Source organism: Stenotrophomonas sp. FR010 (genome assembly GCF_047520755.2).
Taxonomy (GTDB): Bacteria; Pseudomonadota; Gammaproteobacteria; order Xanthomonadales; family Xanthomonadaceae; genus Stenotrophomonas; species Stenotrophomonas sepilia.
Window position 1 is genome coordinate 343,921 of record NZ_JAXBQT020000001.1, and the last position, 18,449, is coordinate 362,369.

At 64.9% G+C, this 18,449-nt stretch carries 17 protein-coding genes; 11 read left to right on the top strand and 6 right to left on the bottom strand.

Annotated features, from left to right (window positions below; translation table 11 throughout):
* The first annotated feature begins 20 nt into the window (after nt 1–20).
* Nucleotides 21–671: an SCO family protein gene (locus tag ACM0PK_RS01620; protein ID WP_414607016.1), complete on the top strand. Its 651-nt coding sequence runs from the start codon at nt 21–23 to the stop codon at nt 669–671.
* On the top strand, nt 668–1,510 hold the full coding sequence (asd, locus tag ACM0PK_RS01625; protein WP_069139587.1) for an archaetidylserine decarboxylase: 843 nt from the start codon (nt 668–670) through the stop codon (nt 1,508–1,510). The genes ACM0PK_RS01620 and asd overlap by 4 nt, the downstream gene beginning before the upstream one ends.
* A gap of 109 nt (nt 1,511–1,619) precedes the next feature.
* On the opposite strand, the gene ACM0PK_RS01630 is transcribed toward asd, so the two are convergent.
* Nucleotides 1,620–1,967, bottom strand: coding sequence for a ribonuclease E inhibitor RraB (locus ACM0PK_RS01630; RefSeq protein ID WP_262220157.1), 348 nt, complete (start codon nt 1,965–1,967; stop codon nt 1,620–1,622).
* 23 nt (nt 1,968–1,990) lie between these two features.
* A complete protein-coding gene (locus ACM0PK_RS01635) occupies nt 1,991–3,601 on the bottom strand; it encodes a transglycosylase SLT domain-containing protein (RefSeq protein WP_053501135.1) in 1,611 nt (536 codons plus the stop codon).
* A 121-nt stretch (nt 3,602–3,722) separates the two neighbouring features.
* Between ACM0PK_RS01635 and ACM0PK_RS01640 the strand changes: the two genes are divergently transcribed.
* Together ACM0PK_RS01640 and greB are read left to right on the top strand one after the other, a co-directional pair.
* Complete coding sequence (locus ACM0PK_RS01640; RefSeq protein WP_414607017.1) at nt 3,723–5,228, top strand: helicase HerA-like domain-containing protein; 1,506 nt, start codon at nt 3,723–3,725, stop codon at nt 5,226–5,228.
* Between the two features lie 88 nt (nt 5,229–5,316).
* Nucleotides 5,317–5,823: a transcription elongation factor GreB gene (greB, locus tag ACM0PK_RS01645; RefSeq protein WP_005418006.1), complete on the top strand. Its 507-nt coding sequence runs from the start codon at nt 5,317–5,319 to the stop codon at nt 5,821–5,823.
* Nucleotides 5,824–5,909: 86 nt separating this feature from the next.
* On the opposite strand, the gene ACM0PK_RS01650 is transcribed toward greB, so the two are convergent.
* Together ACM0PK_RS01650 and rimO are read right to left on the bottom strand one after the other, a co-directional pair.
* A complete protein-coding gene (locus tag ACM0PK_RS01650) occupies nt 5,910–6,734 on the bottom strand; it encodes a DUF3025 domain-containing protein (RefSeq protein WP_005418007.1) in 825 nt (274 codons plus the stop codon).
* On the bottom strand, nt 6,731–8,092 hold the full coding sequence (gene rimO, locus ACM0PK_RS01655; RefSeq protein WP_005418008.1) for a 30S ribosomal protein S12 methylthiotransferase RimO: 1,362 nt from the start codon (nt 8,090–8,092) through the stop codon (nt 6,731–6,733). Before rimO ends, ACM0PK_RS01650 begins: the two co-directional genes overlap by 4 nt.
* 205 nt (nt 8,093–8,297) lie before the next feature.
* On the opposite strand from rimO, the gene ACM0PK_RS01660 reads away from it, so the two are divergent.
* Genes ACM0PK_RS01660 through ACM0PK_RS01670 form a run of 3 tightly spaced genes read left to right on the top strand, consistent with a single transcriptional unit; the run spans nt 8,298 to nt 9,571 of the window.
* Nucleotides 8,298–8,969 (top strand): dienelactone hydrolase family protein, encoded by a 672-nt coding sequence (locus ACM0PK_RS01660; protein WP_329845183.1) that lies wholly within the window; start codon nt 8,298–8,300, stop codon nt 8,967–8,969.
* Nucleotides 8,966–9,388 (top strand): HIT domain-containing protein, encoded by a 423-nt coding sequence (locus tag ACM0PK_RS01665; RefSeq protein ID WP_005418010.1) that lies wholly within the window; start codon nt 8,966–8,968, stop codon nt 9,386–9,388. Before ACM0PK_RS01660 ends, ACM0PK_RS01665 begins: the two co-directional genes overlap by 4 nt.
* A gap of 15 nt (nt 9,389–9,403) precedes the next feature.
* Nucleotides 9,404–9,571, top strand: a complete 168-nt coding sequence (locus ACM0PK_RS01670) for a LiaI-LiaF-like domain-containing protein (RefSeq protein ID WP_005418011.1) — start codon at nt 9,404–9,406, stop codon at nt 9,569–9,571.
* A gap of 106 nt (nt 9,572–9,677) precedes the next feature.
* Here ACM0PK_RS01670 and dcd read toward each other — a convergent pair whose 3' ends face one another.
* Nucleotides 9,678–10,250 (bottom strand): dCTP deaminase, encoded by a 573-nt coding sequence (gene dcd, locus ACM0PK_RS01675; protein WP_188219036.1) that lies wholly within the window; start codon nt 10,248–10,250, stop codon nt 9,678–9,680.
* Nucleotides 10,251–10,328: 78 nt separating this feature from the next.
* Nucleotides 10,329–11,183 carry an iron-sulfur cluster carrier protein ApbC gene (gene apbC, locus ACM0PK_RS01680; RefSeq protein ID WP_414607018.1) on the bottom strand — a complete coding sequence of 285 codons (855 nt, stop codon included), beginning with the start codon at nt 11,181–11,183 and terminating at the stop codon, nt 10,329–10,331.
* 214 nt (nt 11,184–11,397) lie between these two features.
* Between apbC and ACM0PK_RS01685 the strand changes: the two genes are divergently transcribed.
* The 4 genes from ACM0PK_RS01685 to ACM0PK_RS01700 all read left to right on the top strand — a co-directional run bounded on the left by ACM0PK_RS01685 (nt 11,398) and on the right by ACM0PK_RS01700 (nt 18,263).
* The gene (locus ACM0PK_RS01685) at nt 11,398–14,187 is read left to right on the top strand and encodes a TonB-dependent receptor plug domain-containing protein (protein ID WP_414607019.1); all 2,790 of its coding nucleotides are present in this window, start codon (nt 11,398–11,400) and stop codon (nt 14,185–14,187) included.
* A 417-nt stretch (nt 14,188–14,604) separates the two neighbouring features.
* Nucleotides 14,605–17,412, top strand: coding sequence for a TonB-dependent receptor domain-containing protein (locus ACM0PK_RS01690; protein WP_065179173.1), 2,808 nt, complete (start codon nt 14,605–14,607; stop codon nt 17,410–17,412).
* 221 nt (nt 17,413–17,633) lie between these two features.
* A complete protein-coding gene (locus ACM0PK_RS01695) occupies nt 17,634–17,876 on the top strand; it encodes a hypothetical protein (protein WP_414607020.1) in 243 nt (80 codons plus the stop codon).
* A 42-nt stretch (nt 17,877–17,918) separates the two neighbouring features.
* Nucleotides 17,919–18,263, top strand: a complete 345-nt coding sequence (locus ACM0PK_RS01700; RefSeq protein ID WP_235642161.1) for a hypothetical protein — start codon at nt 17,919–17,921, stop codon at nt 18,261–18,263.
* The last annotated feature ends 186 nt before the right edge of the window (nt 18,264–18,449 follow it).

Genomic DNA, 18,449 nt, shown 5'->3' on the forward strand with positions numbered 1-18,449 from the left:
CATTTCGCGTGGGAGCCCCCATGTTCAATCGCAATGCCGGCATCATCCTGCTGATCGCCCTGGCGGCGGGGCTTGGCCTGCTGGCCGCCCAGCAGGTGTTCGCGCCGAAGCCGCCGGCCAACGCCCCGGCCACCGAAGCGGTCACCCTGTACCCGCAGCCGCGTGAACTGCCCGACTTCAACCTGGCCCAGTCCGACGGCACCCGCCTGATCCCGGGCGAACTGAAGGGCCACTGGACCCTGGTGTTCCTGGGCTTCACCTTCTGCCCGGACGTCTGCCCGACCACCCTGGCCGAGCTGGCCGGCGCGCAGAACCAGTGGGAGGCCCTGCCCGATGGCCTGCGCCCGCGCGTGCTGTTCATCTCGGTCGACCCGGACCGCGACAGCGCCACCCGCCTGGGCGAGTACGTGCACGGCTTCCACAAGGACACCCTGGCCGCCACCGCCGATATCCCCTCGCTGGAGCGCTTCGCCACCTCGCTGGGTTTCGTGTTCCAGAAAGTGCCGGGCAAGCATTTCGACGAAAACCCCGAGGATTACACCGTCGAGCATTCGGCCAGCCTGGCCGTGCTCGACCCGCAGGGCCGCCTTGCCGGCCTGGTGCGCCCCCCGTTCAATGCGCCGGCGATCGCCCGCGACCTGCAGAAGCTGACCGAGAAAACCGCCCCATGAGCCTCACCACCGCCCTGACGTACGCCCTGCCCCATCGCCTGCTGTCCTCGATGGCACGCTCGCTGGCGTACTCGGACGATCCGCGCGTGTCGCGCTGGCTGATCGACACCGTCACCCGCAAGTTCAACGTCAACCTGGACGAAGCGGCCAACCCGGACCCGCGCAGCTATGCGACCTTCAACCAGTTCTTCACCCGCGCGCTGAAGCCGGGCGCGCGCGTGGCCGATGCCGATCCGCGCAGCCTGGTGATGCCGGCCGACGGCCGCATCAGCCAGCTGGGGAAGATCGAGGCCGGCCGCATCTTCCAGGCCAAGGGCCAGTCGTTCACCGCCGCCGAGCTGCTGGGCAGCGACGAGGATGCCAAGCCGTACAACGACGGTCTGTACGCCACCGTGTACCTGTCGCCGCGCGACTACCACCGCGTGCACATGCCGTGGACCGGCACCCTGCGTGAAACCGTGCACGTGCCAGGACGCCTGTTCAGTGTCGGTCCTGCGGCCGTCAACGGGGTGCCGCGCCTGTTCGCCCGCAACGAGCGCCTGGTCTGCCACTTCGACACCAGCTTCGGCCCGATGGTCAGCGTGATGGTCGGCGCGCTGCTGGTGTCCGGCGTGGAAACCGTATGGAGCGGCGAGGAGATCCCGGCCTACGGCGATCGCATCACCCGCAAGGACTACCGCGGCAAGGGCATCAAGCTGGAGCGTTTCGCCGAGATGGCACGCTTCAATTACGGCTCGACCGTGGTGGTGCTGCTGCCGCCGGGCGTGGCCGAATTCGCACCGCATCTGGATGCCGAGCATCCGGTGCAGCTGGGCCAGGCCCTGGCAAAGCTGCGCTGACCGTAGATCCACGCGACGCGTGGATGGATTCAACGGAATGCCGGCCAGCGGCCGGCACTACCGGGTCTGTAGAGCCGAGCACGGGCTCGGCTCTACAGTCAGAAGCGGATTACTGCAGGACCGGTGCTGGGCCGACGTCCATGCCGTCGTAGTCTTCCACGCCGTGCTCCGCGGCCAGCGCCGCGAATTCCTGGTTGCGGCGGTCCAGCGAGGCTTCGTCGTGGATTTCCACGCGCTCCACGTGCAGCACGTGGAACGGCGCGTCGCCCTCTTCCGGTTCCTGCTCGAAGAGTTCCACGAAGGTGTAGCCCTGTGCCTGCAGGTGCTGGGCCAGCGCCTGCAGCGGCTCGGCACTGGCGTGGACGAAGAAATACCCCCACAGCAACGGGCCGTTGATGTCCCAGTCGGTGTTCTCGCGGAGGTTGGCGAACAGGTTGCGGGTGTCTTCGAGATCCATGCGGGTTCCAGGGGTCGGGGGAATTACTTGTCGCAGCCCTGCAGCTTCAGCGTCTGGCCCTGGCGCAGGCTGTAGGCCGGCGCCTTCAGGCCGTTGGCGCGGGCCAGGGTCGGCAGGTCGCACTGGAACTTCGCGGCGATGGCGCCCAGGGTCTCCCCCCGACCCACCTTGTGGCTGCGCGCCGGCTTCGGCCGGGCGGCCGGCGCCGGGCGCGGTGCCGCCACTGCAGCCACCGGTGCGGTCGGCACGCTGGTGGATGCAGCCGCGTCGGCCACCGGCACCACACCACCCACCGCCACGCTGCCGGTATAGCTCGCCGCGGTCGGGCGCTTGATCGCCGCGTTGAGATCAGCGGTGATCAGCGTGCGGGCGAGGTCGGCACGCGGACCACTGACACAGTTGCGCTGGTACAGGCCGGCGATGCGGGTGGTGGCGTTGATCAGCGTACCGGCCGGAATCCAGCCATCGGCCTCATAGCGCGGGTTGAGGTTGCGCAGCGCACGCATGTAGCCATCGCGGGTACCGTGGCTGCCCAGGCAGATGGTCAATTCATAGATGGTGGTGGACTTTGCCAGCCGCAGCGTGGCCGGCTGCGCGCTGATCTTCGGGAACTCCACGCCGTACTGCTGCGGGTGCAGGAAGATCCAGGCCGCGGCAATCACCATCGGCACGTAGTCCTTGGTCTCGCCCGGGAACTGGTTGTAGACACTGTCGGTCCAGAAGCTCTGGCCGGCGCTCTGCTTGAACACGCGCGCGGCACGGCCTTCGCCACCGTTGTAGGCGGCCACCGACATTTCCACGTTGTTGTTCAGTTCGCGCAGGCGCTCGTTGAGGTAGCTGGCGCTGGCTTCAGCGGCGCTGCGCGCGTCGAAGCGGGTATCGAAGCCGGTGCCGTCCGGGCCCAGGCCGAAACGGCGGCCGGTGGCCGGCATGAACTGCATCAGGCCGGCGGCGCCGGCGCGCGAGGAAGCATGCACACGGCCGTTGGATTCCTTGGCCATGATCCCGAACAGCAGCGCCTCGGGCAGGCCGCGCTTTTCCCACTCCGGCCACATCACCGCGCGCAGGTTCTGGTAATTCTCGTAGCTGGTCAGCAGCGCCGGTCGCATGTCGGTCAGCCAGCGACGGATGCCGGCCTGCACCGCCGGGTTGTACTCGACCATGCTGTCGAAGGCGTGCCGTTTGTCGTTCAACAGCGCGGCAGCGCGCGCGGCCTCGGGCACGTCGGCGGTGAGGGGGCCGATGTGGTCCGGGTCGGCTTCCAGACGGTCACCGCCCTCATCGGCCACGTCATCGCTGGCGGCGGCATCGGCGTCGTGCTTGAGCAGGCGCTTGTAGCTGGCCAGCAGGGTCCCCATCTGGCAGCCCTTCTGCTTGACGCAGTCGTTGAGGACATCTTCCATGTCCTCCAGCGCGGCATCGGCTTCGTTGCTGCCCTTGGGATCGGCGTTGGCGACCAGCAGCAGGGCATCGCCGTAGCGCTTTTCGGCGGCGGTCATGCGCTGCTGCAGCGCATCCACCTTCACCTTGTCCCGGGCCGAAACCCGCTGTGCGTGGGCGTCGGGCGCCAGGGAAACCAGGCCGGCCAGGGCCAGCAGCGGCCAACCGCGGGAAATCAGGACAGGAACGGGCATTGATGGCACTGTGTGCGAAACAGGCAGGCAGAGTAGCGGCGCCGCCAAGGTCCGGGCAAGCCGACCTTCGGACCGTCACTGCCGGCGTTAACATTGGGCTATTCATCACAAGGGCTGGACCATGGATCCGATTCTGCTCGGCAAAGGCATTACCGACGATGTTGCCGTCACCCTGCTGCCGAAACTCGGCAACCGCCACGGCCTGGTGGCCGGCGCCACCGGTACCGGCAAGACCGTGACCCTGATGACCCTGGCCGAGGGCTTCTCGCGACGGGGCGTGCCGGTGTTCCTGGCCGATGTGAAGGGCGATGTCTCCGGCCTGGCCGTGCCCGGCACCGGCGCAGAAAACCTGCTCCAGCGTGCCGCCGAGATCGGCGTGGCCGACTATGCGCCAGCCGCCAGCCCCACCATCTTCTGGGACCTGTACGGCAAACTGGGCCACCCGGTGCGCACCACGGTCAGCGAGATGGGCCCGACCCTGCTGTCGCGCATCCTCGAATTGAACGACACCCAGGCCGGGGTGCTCGACATCGTATTCAAGCTGGCCGACGACCGCGGCCTGCTGCTGCTGGACATGGACGACCTGCGCGCCCTGCTCGGCCTGGTTGCCGAGGAGCGCAAGGACATTTCCACCGAGTACGGCCTGGTCAGTGCGCAGTCGATCGCGGCGATCCAGCGTTCGGTGCTGCGCCTGGCGCAGGACGGTGGCGAGAATTTCTTCGGCGAACCGGCACTTGAACTGGCCGACATCATGCGGGTCAACCACGACGGCCGCGGCATGATCGGCATCCTCGCCGCCGACCAGCTGGTGCTCAAGCCCAAACTCTATTCCACTTTCCTGCTGTGGCTGCTGTCGGAACTGTTCGAGCAGCTGCCGGAAGTGGGCGACCTGGACAAGCCGAAGCTGGTCTTCATCTTCGACGAAGCGCACCTGCTGTTCGATGATGCACCGCCGTCGCTGGTGCAGCGCATCGAGCAGGTGGTGCGCCTGATCCGTTCCAAGGGCGTGGGCGTGTACTTCTGCTCGCAGTTCCCCGACGACGTGCCGGGCAACATTCTCGGCCAGCTGGGCAATCGCGTTCAGCACGCACTGCGTGCGTTCACCCCGCGCGACCAGAAGGCGGTGAGAACCGCGGCCGAGACGTTCGTGCCGAATCCGAAGCTGGACGTGGCCAAGGTGCTGAGCCAGCTCGGCACCGGCGAGGCACTGGTATCCACGCTGCAGGACAAGGGCGTGCCGACGCCCGTGCAGCAGACGTTGATCGCGCCGCCGCGCTGCCGGATGGGACCGATCACCGAGGCCGAGCGTGCACAGGTACGCGCCGGCAGCCCGGTCGGCAGCCGCTACGACGCCGCGATCAACCGCGAATCGGCCGCCGAACTGCTGGCCCAGCGCGCGCAGAAGAGCATCGAGCAGGCACAGGCGCCGGCCGCGCGCAGCCGCGAGCAGGACGAAGCTCAGGAAGGAGGTTTCGGCCAGGCCATCAAGGACGCGATCTTCGGCACCAAGCGCCGCCAGGGCATGATCGAAACCATGGCCAAGCAGACCACGCGCACTGTCGGCACCAAGCTGGGCAACCAGATCGTGCGCGGCATCCTCGGTGGCATCTTCGGCGGCAAGCGCTAGCTGCCCCTGCTGGGGTCAGAGCCCTTTCCGCTGGAAAGGGATCTGACCCTGCTCTCTCATTTGTCATCCAGAAAAGAAGTCGTATTGCATGTCCCGTTGGCGTCCCCCCGCAGAAAAAAGCACCGCCCTGATCACCGCTTCCGGGCATGCGCGACTGAAGGCCGAGCTGGATGAGCTATGGCGCGTGCGCCGCCCGGAAGTGGTGAAAGCGCTCGCCGCCGCTGCAGCAGAAGGCGACCGTTCCGAAAACGCCGAGTACACCTACCGCAAGAAGCAACTGGGCGAGATCGACCGCCGCGTGCGCTACCTGACCAAGCGGCTGGAATCGCTGCGCGTGGTCGATACGACGCCAACCGATCCGCTCGCAGTGTTCTTCGGCGCGTGGGTGGAACTGGAGAACGTGGACAGCGGCGACACCAGCCGCTATCGCATTGTCGGCCCGGATGAGACCGATGCGGGCCTGGGCTGGATCAGCATCGATTCCCCCCTGGCGCGTGCGCTGCTGAAGAAGCGGCTGGATGATGAGTTCTCGGTGGAGCTGCCCGGCGGGCAGTTCACCTTTGCAGTGATCGGCGTGGAGTACGAGCCTGTGTAGCGTCGAGCCATGCCCGACCTCGCCGCCGTTGTAGAGCCGAGCCCATGCTCGGCTGATGGGCAACGCAGCCGAGCATGGGCTCGGCTCTACAACGGTGGCGGGTACGTGCGCCCTGCACGCAGCGGGCGGAAATAGTCGGCATTGCGGTAGAAGGCGGAATCCTGCACGTCGTGCCAGCCTGGGATTCCAGCCAACGGCAGCGGACGCAGCTGCAGCGGATCGGTCACCGCCCTGCCCTCGGCAATGGCAGCGCTCACCACGTCGACACAGGCGGCTTCGACATCGCCCTGCACCACCACGCACTTGCCGACCAGCAATCGCCCCGGTAGCAGGGCCTGTTCCATCAGCGCATGCCCGAATACCACGGTGATGGCGATGTCACCGCTCTGCCAGTTCACCGGGTCAAACAACGCGGGCCAGTCGTGTGCATCCCAGGCAACCCGCAGTGAGTCATCGCGCACACGCACGATCACGCCGGTTTCGTCGAACTGGGTCAAGGCGGCCTGCGCGCGATTGCGCTGGCCGGGAGGCATCGCCTCGATATGCAGGCACTGCCGCACGTTGAGCGCGCGCTTCAGCTGCGGCTGTGAGGCCCACACCAGCGCATTGAACAGGTCGTGCCAGTTGCCGGCACGGGTGGCGATGCGTCCCTGCGCGATACGCGCCTCATAATGCAGGCCATCGGCCAGCAACGCGGCGTCCTGTTCAACCAGGCGCTTGCCAGGCACGGCCAGACGTGCATCGAGCGCCGCGATGGACGGCCACGCGGTGCCGTCCAGCAGGTCACGGAAGTCCTGAAGTCCGGCAAACAGCGGATGCTCGAACTGCCGTGCAGCTACCGCCGCACGTGGCGGCGGTACGAAGCGTCGTGAACCGCCGCCGTTGCCGGTGGCGGCCGTCGCTGCGGTCACAGCACCTTGAGGTCGAACGCCGGACGGGGGGCGGCCGTCAGCGCGTCACCATACAGGTCGTGCTCGTCGCTCTCGGTGATCTCCACCTCGACGAATTCGCCCACGCGCAGCGGCACCTGGTCGGCATTCTGGATGTGCACCAGGCCGTCGATCTCCGGGGCATCGGCCTTGGAGCGGGCCACGGCGATGTCGCCTTCGATGGCGTCGACCAGGCACTGCTGCACGGTGCCGATCTTGGCCTCAAGGCGTGCAGCGGAAATCTGCGCCTGCTTCTCCATGAAGCGGGCCAGACGCTCCTGCTTCACTTCCTCCGGCACAGCATCGGGCAGATCGTTGGCGGTCGCCCCTTCAACCGGCGAATAGGCGAACGCACCCACGCGATCCAGCTGCGCTTCGTCAAGGAACGACAGCAGTTCCTCGAACTCGGCTTCGGTCTCGCCCGGGAAGCCGACGATGAAGGTCGAACGCACAGTGATGTCCGGCGCGATACGGCGCCAGTTCTGCACGCGCTCCAGGGTCTTCTCCACCGCGCCGGGGCGCTTCATCAGGCGCAGGATGCGCGGGCTGGCGTGCTGGAACGGGATATCCAGGTACGGCAGGATGCGATTCTCGGCCATCAACGGCACCACTTCGTCCACGTGCGGATACGGGTACACGTAGTGCATGCGCACCCATGCATCCAGCTCCGACAGGCCTTCGCACAACGCCTTCAAACGGGTCTGGTAGGCCTTGTCGCGCCACATCTTTTCGGCGTACTTCACATCCACGCCATAGGCCGAGGTGTCCTGCGACACCACCAGCAGCTCGCGCACGCCGCCACGCACCAGGCGCTCGGCTTCACGCAGCACCTCGTCGACCGGGCGCGAAACCAGCTTGCCGCGCATCGACGGAATGATGCAGAAGCTGCATTTGTGGTTGCAGCCCTCGGAAATCTTCAGGTACGCGTAGTGCCGCGGGGTCAGCTTGATACCGTAGTCGGGCACCAGGTCCACGAACGGATCGTGCTTGGGCGGCAGTGCTTCATGCACCGCTTCCATCACGCTCTGGTAATCCTGCGGGCCGGACACCGCCAGCACGTTGGGGTACGCCTCGCGGATCTGCTCCGGGCGCTTGCCCAGGCAGCCGGTGACGATGACCTTGCCGTTCTGGTTCATCGCTTCGCCAATCGCGTCAAGCGACTCGGTCACCGCCGAATCGATGAAGCCGCAGGTGTTGACCACCACCACGTCGGCCGAATCGTAGGACGGGACGATGTCGTAGCCTTCCGAACGGAGCTGGGTGAGGATGCGCTCGGAATCGACGAGGGCCTTCGGGCAGCCAAGGCTGACGAAGCCGACTTTGGGGTTCAGCTGGGACATGGAAATCGCGGGACTCTGGGGGCCTGGGCCCCTGCCGCCATGGCAGGGGTTCCTGGGGGCCGGGGCCTGAAAGGGCGCCAGTATACCGGGGTTGGCGGCCGCGCTCTGTATGCCCAGCCGACCGATCCGGCACAGCCACTGACGCCGCGCTAACCGGCGCAGCACCGACAATGCAGTTCTGTTTCCAGCAACGAGGAAGATGACGATGGCCGAGTGGATCACCCTGGATACGCATCACGGCCCGGTACGGGCCTGGCAGGCCCTGCCGGAAGGCACCGCGCGCGGCGGCCTGGTGGTGGTGCAGGAAATCTTCGGCGCCAATCCGCATATCCGCAGCGTGGCCGAACGCTTCGCGGCGGAAGGCTATGCGGTGCTGGCGCCCTCGTTCTTTGACCTGCTCGATGGCCCCGACGCCGATCCGGACGCGCTGCCCTACGACGCCGACGGCGTGAAGCAGGGCCTGGAACGGGTCGGCGCGCTGGGCATGGAACGGGCGCTGGAGGTCGTGCGCGCGGCGGCCACCCGGCTGGCGCCCTACGGCAAGGTCGGCACCGTCGGTTACTGCTGGGGCGGCACGGTGGCGATGCTGTCCGCACTGCGCCTGGGGCTGCCGTCGGTCAGCTACTACGGTGCGCGCAACGTGCAGTTCCTCGACGAGGCGCCCAAGGCCCCGGTGATCTTCCACTTCGGCGCCCAGGACCGCAGCATCCCGCCAGAAGCCGTGCAGGCCCACCGCGAAAAGCTGCCGCAGATGGCCACCTACGTCTATCCGGCCGATCATGCCTTCAACCGGGAGGTCGGACATGCGTATGATCCAGACAGCGCCGCCCTGGCGCTGCAACGCACCCTGGACTTCTTCTCGGAGCATCTTGGATGAGCGAATTCGAACTCGATTCACGCCTGGCCGCCGATAGCGTGCTGGTGGCGGAAGGACCGTTGTCGCAAGTGCGGCTGATGAACGACGAACGATTCCCCTGGCTGGTGCTGGTACCGCGCCTGGCCGGGGTCACCGAGTGGATCGAGCTGGACGGCGAGCAGCAGGACAAGCTCCGCACCGAGCTCAACCGCGCCTGCAAGGCCCTGAAGGGCTCCGACGGGGTGGAAAAGATCAACATCGGGGCGCTGGGCAATATCGTGCGCCAGCTGCATTTCCATGTGATCGGCCGCCACGACGGTGATCCGGCCTGGCCGGGCCCGGTCTGGGGCAGCGGCCCGGCGCACCGCTACGAGCCGGCGGCGCTGGACCAGCATGTCGCCTACTGGAAGGAACGGCTAGGATATCCGGCCCTGTCCTGAGCCTTCGCCGACCCGATGCGATTCAACCTCGTTGCCGCCGTCCTGCTGATCCTGATCGGCCTGTTCATGCTCGCCAGCAATCTCGGCTGGACGCACCTGAACCTGTCCAAGCTGCTGCTGACCTGGTGGCCGGTGGCCCTGGTGGGTGTCGGCATCGCGATGCTGTTCGGTCGCGGCAAATAAGAAAGGCGGCGCATTGCGCCGCCTTCCTTCATGTGGAGCCGGGCCATGCTCGGCTGCCCTGCCTTGAAGCCGAGCATGGCTCGGCTCTACAAATCGCCTGCAATCTTCAGGTCCGCGGCAGGGTCACGCCGGTCTGGCCCTGGTACTTGCCGCCACGGTCGCGGTACGACGTCTCGCAGATGTCATCGGCGGCCGCCTGGAAGAACAGCATCTGCGCCACGCCTTCGTTGGCGTAGATGCGCGCCGGCAGCGGCGTGGTGTTGCTGAATTCCAGGGTGACGTGGCCTTCCCATTCCGGCTCCAGCGGCGTCACGTTGACGATGATGCCGCAGCGCGCGTAGGTGCTCTTGCCTAGGCACACCACCAGGGTATCGCGCGGAATGCGGAAGTACTCCACGGTACGCGCCAGCGCGAAGCTGTTGGGCGGGATGATGCACTCATCGCCGACGATATCCACGAAGCTGCCCGGATCGAAGTGCTTGGGATCGACGATCGTCGAGTTGATGTTGGTGAACACCTTGAACTCACGCGAGCAGCGCACGTCATAGCCATAGCTGGACGTGCCGTAGCTGACGATGCGCTGGCCGTTGGCCTGCTTGACCTGCCCGGCCTCGAACGGCTCGATCATGCCCTGCTGCTCGGACATGCGGCGGATCCAACGGTCACTCTTGATGCTCATGCTTTGTCCTGGGGGTACGAGGGGGCGCGAGGATTCTAGCAGGGGGCCGGCCTGCGCCGGCGGCCCCTGCGCCTCCACTTACAGCAGCGAGGACAGGATCGGGATCGAGGCCCGCGGGCGCTTGCCGACTTCCTCGATCAGGCGCTGCGCGGCATGGCGATAGGCCTGGGCCGATGCCGAATCCGGCTGGGCCACGGTGATCGGCGTGCCTGCATCGCCCTGCTCGCGGATGCCGATCTGCAGCGGCAGCGACCCCAGCAGCGGCACGCCGTACTGCGCGGCCATGCGCTCGCCGCCGCCCTCGCCGAACAGGTGCTCGATGTGCCCGCAGCTGCTGCACGTGTGCACCGCCATGTTCTCGACGATGCCCAGCACCGGCACCTCGACCTTCTCGAACATCTTCAGCGCCTTCTTCGCATCCAGCGTGGCGATGTCCTGCGGCGTGGTGACGATCACCGCACCGGCCAGCGGAATCTTCTGGGTCAGGGTCAGCTGGATGTCACCCGTGCCCGGCGGCAGGTCGATCAGCAGGAAATCCAGGTCGTCCCACAGGGTATCGTTGAACAGCTGGGTCATCGCCGAGGTGGCCATCGGGCCGCGCCAGATCATCGGGGTGTCTTCTTCGATCAGGTAGCCGATCGACATGGTGTCCACGCCGAACGCACGCAGAGGCTCGATGCTCTTGTTGTCCGGGCTTTCCGGGCGGCCGGACAGCCCCAGCATGGCCGGCACGCTGGGGCCGTAGATGTCGGCGTCGAGCACGCCCACCCGCGCACCGAGCTGCTGCAGCGCCACAGCCAGGTTCACCGAGGTGGTGGACTTGCCGACGCCGCCCTTGCCCGAACCGACCGCGATGACATTGCGGATGCGGGCATGCGGCGTAAGTCCCTTCTGGACCTGGCTGGCATGGGGACGGCGGGGAGAACTGTTCACAACGAGCACCGGCGGAGTCAGGGGGATAACCCGACATCATACAAGCTGGACGTAACCTGACTGAAATTCAGGATTGCGACGGATTCGTGCACAGATTGTTAAGTTCATGTTACGTTCGATCAGCACTGTTTTGAGCTGCGGAGCCCGCTTTTCCGGCCCGCGCGATGGCGCATGCGCAGTGCCGTTTTTGTTTTTTGCTCTCCATTGGAACTACATGAAACACGTCAGCAATACCGCACGTCGCAACACGCTCGCCGTCGCCCTGATTTCCGCTCTGATGGCCGCCGCCCCGGCAATGGCCCAAGACAAGGCGACCAACCTGGACAAGATCACCGTCACCGGTTCGCTGATCCCGCAGACCCAGGTCGAAACCCAGACCCCGGTGATGTCCATCACCGCCGAAGACATCCAGACCCGCGGCTTCAGCAGTGTTGCTGAAGTGCTGCAGCAGTCATCGCTGACCACCGGCGGCCTGCAGGGTGGCCAGACCTCGGGTGCGTTCACCCAGGGCGCCGAAGCCGCCGGCATGTTCGGCCTGAATCCAGGCTACACCAAGTACCTGATCAACGGCCGCCCGATGCTCTCGTATCCGGCGCTGTACAACGGCAGCGAGTCGTTCAACAACATCAGCGGCATTCCGATCGACATCGTCGAGCGCATCGAAGTCCTGCCGGGCGGCCAGTCGTCGCTGTACGGCTCGGACGCGATCGCCGGCGTGGTCAACATCATCCTGAAGGAACGCATGGACGGCGGCACGATGTCGATCCGTGGCGGTACCTACACCGAAGGTGGTGGCAGCAACATCCGCTTCAGCGCCGCCAAGGGCTTCAACGCGTTCGACGACCGCTTCCACGCGCTGGTCAACGTGCAGATCGAAAACGGCAGCCCGATCTGGGGCTACCAGCGTGACATCACCAAGCAGAACAACCCGGTCGGTTACACCGCGCAGTTGCCGTCGAACGACTTTGCTGTCATCGGCAACGCCGACAACAAGCTGTACATGATGGACCCGACCCGCTGCGCCAACGTGGCAGGCCTGTACGACGGCACCACCACCGTCGGCAAGCGTGCATCGGGCGAATCGTGCGGCTCGGTGTACAGCGCCGGCTACAAGACCCTGAAGAACGGCAAGAACAGCAGCCAGTTCTACTCGTCGATGACCTTCGACGTGAACGACAACTTCCAGCTGTTCGCCGACGTGCTGTACAGCAAGGAAAAGACCGAGTTCACCTCCGGCTCCAGCGCCCTGTGGTGGGGCACCAAGTCGGTGATGGGCGGCTTCTACGACCAGGGCCTGGGCAAGGTCGTGAACCTGCAGCGCGCCTTCGCGCCGGAAGAAATCGGCCCGGGCCACTACAACAACATCCTGAACTCCGATGAGAGCCGTTCCTACCAGGTCACCCTGGGCGGCAAGGGCATGGTCGGCGACTGGGACTACAGCGCCAGCTTCACCCGCGGCGAATACCGTCTGGACCAGAACCGCTTCGCGCGCTGGAAGGACAAGATCGAAGGCTTCTTCGGCGACACCGTGCTGGGCCCGCGCCTGGGCACCACTGCTGATGGCTTCGGCATCTACAACCCGAACTACACCGCCTTCTACTCGCCGATCACCCCGGACCAGTTCGCCAGCTTCACCGGCTATGGCACCCACCGCAGCAAGACCTGGCAGAACCTGGGTCGCGTGCAGGTGACCAACGGTTCGCTGTTCTCCCTGCCGGGTGGCGACGCCGGCCTGGCCGTCGTGCTGGAAGGCGGCAGCGAGGGTTGGGATTACTCGCCCGACCAGGCCTTCGTCGATGGCAACGCGTGGGGCGCCAGCGCCGTGGCCGGTGCCGGCCACCGCAGCAACTACGCGGTGACCAGCGAACTGCGCATGCCGGTATTCGAGTCGCTGACCATCAGCGCCTCGGGCCGCTATGACGCCTTCAAGATCGCCGACAAGACCGTCGACAAGGCCACCTACAGCATCGGCCTGGAATACCGTCCGGTGGAAAGCCTGCTGCTGCGCGGCAAGTACGGCACCGCGTTCCGCGCGCCGACCCTGTCCGATGCCTTCCAGGGCATGAGCGGCTCGTTCGCCTCCGGCCAGAACGACTATTACCGCTGCAGCCAGATGGGTTACGCGCTGCGTGACGAAGCCTGCTCGTTCTACAAGACCACCTCGGTGTACAGCGAAAAGTCCGGCAACCCGGAACTGAAGCCGATCACCGCCGACGTGTGGAGCGCAGGCGTGGTGTGGGCCCCGGTGAGCAACTTCTCGCTGTCGGTCGACTACTACAACTGGAAGATCAAGAACGAGGTCAAGACCCTGAGCACCGACCAGCTGCTGCTGGCCGAGTACCAGTGCCACAACGGCCTGCCGAACAACACCTCGGCCAGCTGCCAGAACGTGACCGACTGGGTGACCCGCGACGCCGGTGGCAACCTGACCCGCGTGTACACCCCGAAGCTCAACGTGGCCAGCCAGAACCTGGAAGCGGTGACCGTCGGTGCCAAGTACCAGCAGGACCTGGGCCGCTTCGGTTCGCTGATGTTCTCCGGCAACTACACCAACATGCTCAAGCGTGAAGTGGTGGCCCTGCCGGGTGCGCAGAAGCTGGACCTGCTGAGCGATCCGTACAACATGTGGTACTACGACAACTTCGCCAAGGTACGCGGCGACGTGTCGGTGGGCTGGGCCATCTCCAAGTTCACCACCACCGTGTACGCGAACTACGTCGGCAGCACCCCGAACTACCTGGCCTACACCGGCCGCAGCTATGACTACGTCCACTCCTCCGGCGCCAAGGCCGGCAAGTGGGGCTCGTACACCACGTACAACATGAGCCTGAACTACCAGGCACAGGACGATCTGACCCTGTCGCTGATGGTCAACAACGTGTTCAACAAGCTGCCGGAAGGCCAGCGCTACAACTACCCGGGCAACGAATCGACCCCGTTCAACGACGGCTTCTACAGCGTCTACGGCCGTCAGATCTCGGCCCAGGTCAAGTACGACTTCTGATCCCGTCGTATTCCGGACCGCGTGTCTGGACCAGGCCCCGCTTCGGCGGGGCCTTTTTTTTGCACCACTGCGCCCCACCCTCCCGTCCGGCCTGTAGCAGAAAGTGTGATCCACAACGCACAAACATCCGGGTTCCCGGCAGCGCTGATCCAAGGCAACGCATTGATCTACAAGGCATATCCGCAATGCCGACATGTTCCCTTGCACGCCGCCAACTTTTGAAACATGCCAAAACAAATCGCCTTATCCATTGATTCTGAAGCGTTTTTTTCATCTCCCAACGGCACCTTGATGTGACAAACCTGTGTTGGCAGCGTTAACGACGTGTTACGGTCGACCTGAATGGAGTCACACTGAACGAATTGTTAATGCGCAGGGAATGCGCCGCCAAGACATTGCTCACTACGGGGATCCACCATGTCTCGCCAACGTTCCACGCTCTCGCGCCACCCTCTGACCCTCGCCCTGCTCGGCACCCTCCTGGCCTCCGGCACCGCCCTGGCCCAGGACGGCAATGCGCCGACCCAGCTTGATCGTGTGACCGTCACCGGGTCGCTGATTCCGCAGACCGAGATCGAGAACCACACGCCCGTCCTGACCGTCACCGCCGAGGATATCCAGACCCGCGGTTTCACCAGCGTCGCCGATGTCCTGCAGCAGTCCTCGCTGTCCACGGGCGGCCTGCAGGGTGGCCAGACCTCCGCATCCTTCACCCAGGGCGCCGAAGCGGCGGGCATGTTCGGCCTCAGCCCGGGCTATACCAAGTACCTGATCAACGGCCGCCCGATGCTCTCGTATCCGGCGCTGTACAACGGCGGCGATACCTTCAACAACATCAGCGGCATCCCGATCGACATCGTCGAGCGCATCGAGATCCTGCCGGGTGGTCAGTCGTCGCTGTACGGCTCGGACGCGATCGCCGGCGTGGTCAACATCATTCTCAAGGAGCGCATGGATGGCGGCGTGCTCAATGTGCGCGGCGGTGCCTACAGCGAAGGTGGCGGCAACAGCTTCCGCTTCAGCGGCGCACGCGGTTTCAACTCCAAGGATGACCGCTTCCATGCACTGGTCAACGTGCAGTATGAGAAGACCAGCCCGATCTGGGGTTACCAGCGCGACCTGACCAAGGTCAACAACCCCGACGGTTACAGCCCGCAGTACGTCTCCAACGATTTCCTGGTGCTGCTGCCGGCCGCCAACAACCGCTACGCGATGATGGACCCGAACCGGTGCGCCAACGTAGCGGGCCAGTTCGACGGCACCACCGTGCTCGGTACCCGTCCGACCGGCCAGGCCTGCGGCTCGGTCTACGGCACCGGGTACAAGACCATCAAGAACGGCAAGGAAAGCGGGCAGATCTACAGCTCGGCCACCTTCGACGTGAACGACAATTTCCAGCTGTTCGGCGACGCGCTGTACAGCCTGGAGGAGGTCAAGTACGCCACCGGTTCCGGCTACACCTGGTGGGGCACCTCCTCGGGCTGGGGCCGCTTCTACGACCAGGCCAGCGGCCAGTACATGAACCTGCAGCGCGTGTTCGCGCCGGAGGACATCGGTGGCGGCGGTTACCGCGACATCATGAACACCGACCGCAACAAGGCCTACCAGGTCACCCTCGGCGGCCGCGGCACCGCAGGCAACTGGGACTACAGCCTCAGCTTCACCCGTGGCGAGTACAAGCTGACCGAGCGCAATTTCGTGCGCTGGAACGACCCGATCAACGACTACTTCGAGCAGCGTGTGCTGGGCCCGGTGCTGGGTACCACCAGCACCGGCTACAACATCTACAGCCCGAACTGGGAAGCGTTCTACGCACCGCTGCCCGCCGGTGACTTCCAGAGCTTCACCGGCTACAGCTACAGCGAAAGCCGCACCTGGCAGAACCTGGCCCGCGCCCAGGTCACCAATGGCTCGCTGTTCAAGCTGCCGGGTGGCGATGCCGGCTTCGCCGTGGTTCTGGAAGGCGGCAGTGAAGGCTGGGATTACACGCCCGACCCGGGCCTGATGGACGGCAGCGTGTGGGGGACCACCGCCGTATCCGGTGCCGGCCATCGCAGCAACTACGCGGTGACCACCGAACTGCGCATGCCGCTGCTGGAAACGCTGACCGTCACCGGCTCCGGCCGCTATGACGCCTTCAAGATCGGCAGCAACACCGTGGACAAGGCCACCTACAGCGTCGGCATCGAGTTCCGCCCGATCGAAAGCCTGTTGTTCCGTGGCAAGTACGGTACGGCGTTCCGCGCACCGACCCTGTCCGATGCCTTCCAGGGTCGCAGCGGTTACTACGCCAACGGCTCCACCGACTACTACCGCTGCGGCCAGCTGGGCTACGACCCGGCCAACACCACCGGCTGCCCGTACGACAGCGTCTCGGTGTTCGGCACCCGCTCGGGCAACCCCGACTTGGAGCCGATCACCGCCGATGTCTGGAATGCAGGCGTCGTGTGGGCTCCCATCAACAACCTGTCGCTGTCGGTCGACTACTACAACTGGAAGATCAAGAACGAGGTCGATACGCTCAGCTCCGACCAGCTGCTGCTGGCCGAGTACTACTGCCGCAACGGCCAGTCCAACAACACCTCGGCCAGCTGCCAGAACGTCGACGACTGGATCACCCGTGATGCATCGGGCGTGCTCGACGAGATCTACACGCCGAAGATGAACGTCGCCCGCCAGAACCTGGAAGCACTGACCGCCAGCTTCAAGTACGTGCAGGACATCGGTCGCTTCGGTTCGCTGCAGTTCTCGGCCAACTACACCGACATGCTCAAGCGCAAGCTGCAGCCGCAGCCGGGTGACGAGTTCCTGGACCTGCTGCACGACCCGTATGCGATGTGGGTGTATGACTCGTACGCCAAGGTACGCGCGGACGGCTCGATCGGCTGGGCCAAGGACAACTGGACCACCACCCTGTATGCCAACTACATCGGCAAGACGCCGAACTACATGGCTTACGTGGGCAACGGCTATGACTACGTCCACAGCTCCGGCTACAAGGCAGGCAAGTGGGGTTCCTACACCACCTACAACCTGAGCGTGAACTACCGCGCGATGGAAAACCTGACCCTGTCGCTGATGGTCAACAACGTGTTCAACAAGATGCCGGACAACCAGCGCTACAGCTTCGCCGGCACCAGCGGCCAGCCGTACAACAACTACCTGTACAACGCCTACGGGCGCGCGATCTACGTGCAGGCCAAGTACGCGTTCGGCGTGAAGTAATCCCGCAACCGCAGCAACGGAAAAGCCCCGCCATGGCGGGGCTTTTTCGTGTCCGGCCTGAGCGGATGGAAGAACAGGCCCTGGTGGAACAGGGCCTGCCCATTCCCGGCCCCAGCGGAGCTGGCACTTGGGCTCATCGAACGCATCCACGCGCTCCACGAACGGCACAAGCGCGTTTGCCGCCTGACCACTATTCTTCGGCATGTAGCCGTAGAAACCGAGTGCAACTTGGCCGAATCGGCCCATACCCCGGTTGTAGAAACCTGTCGATCTCGGCCGACTGCTACAACTGCAAGATCGAGAACGAAGTTGATGCAGCCAGCACAGACCCGCTGCTGCTGGCCGAGTACTGCTGCCGCAACGACTTGCCGAAGAGCTCCTCATCCACCCGTCAGAACGTGGCCGACTGGGTCGTACGCGATTCGGCCAGCAACCTGAGCTCGCTGTGCCCCCCCCGAAGATGAGCCTGCCAGAACCTGCAGACCCTTACCGTCGGCTTCACGTACTTGCAAGACATCGGCCGCTTCGGTTCGCTGCAGTTCTCGGACAACTACACCAACATGCTGAAGCATGAAGTGCAGGTGCAGCCGGGTGAGGACTTCCAGGACCTGCTGGGCAACCCGAAGTCGATTTGGAACTACGAAAGCTACGCAAAGGCAGTTCCGACACATCGACGGCCTAGTCGCCAGGCAAGGGGATCGCCACGCGGCAGGCCAATTACGGCAGCTTCCTCCGCCCCTCTGATGAACACCGCTCCTGGACGGATGATGAAACGCCTATTTGCGCAAAGTGGCCCATCTCACCACGTTCAGCTTCGCGTCATCAAGTTGTCGCCGGCAGATCACAATTGATATTAAACGATTGTATTTGTTGCACTTTCAGCCAACTCCGAAGTGCACCCAGGTACCATTTTGTGACATTTGTATGCATTTCTCGTTAAGGCCGTGTTAGGTTCCATGAACGACGCCCGTTATATGAACTTAGATGTAACGAACGGACGGAACAGCACGCTTCAATTCATTAGGGGACCCATAACG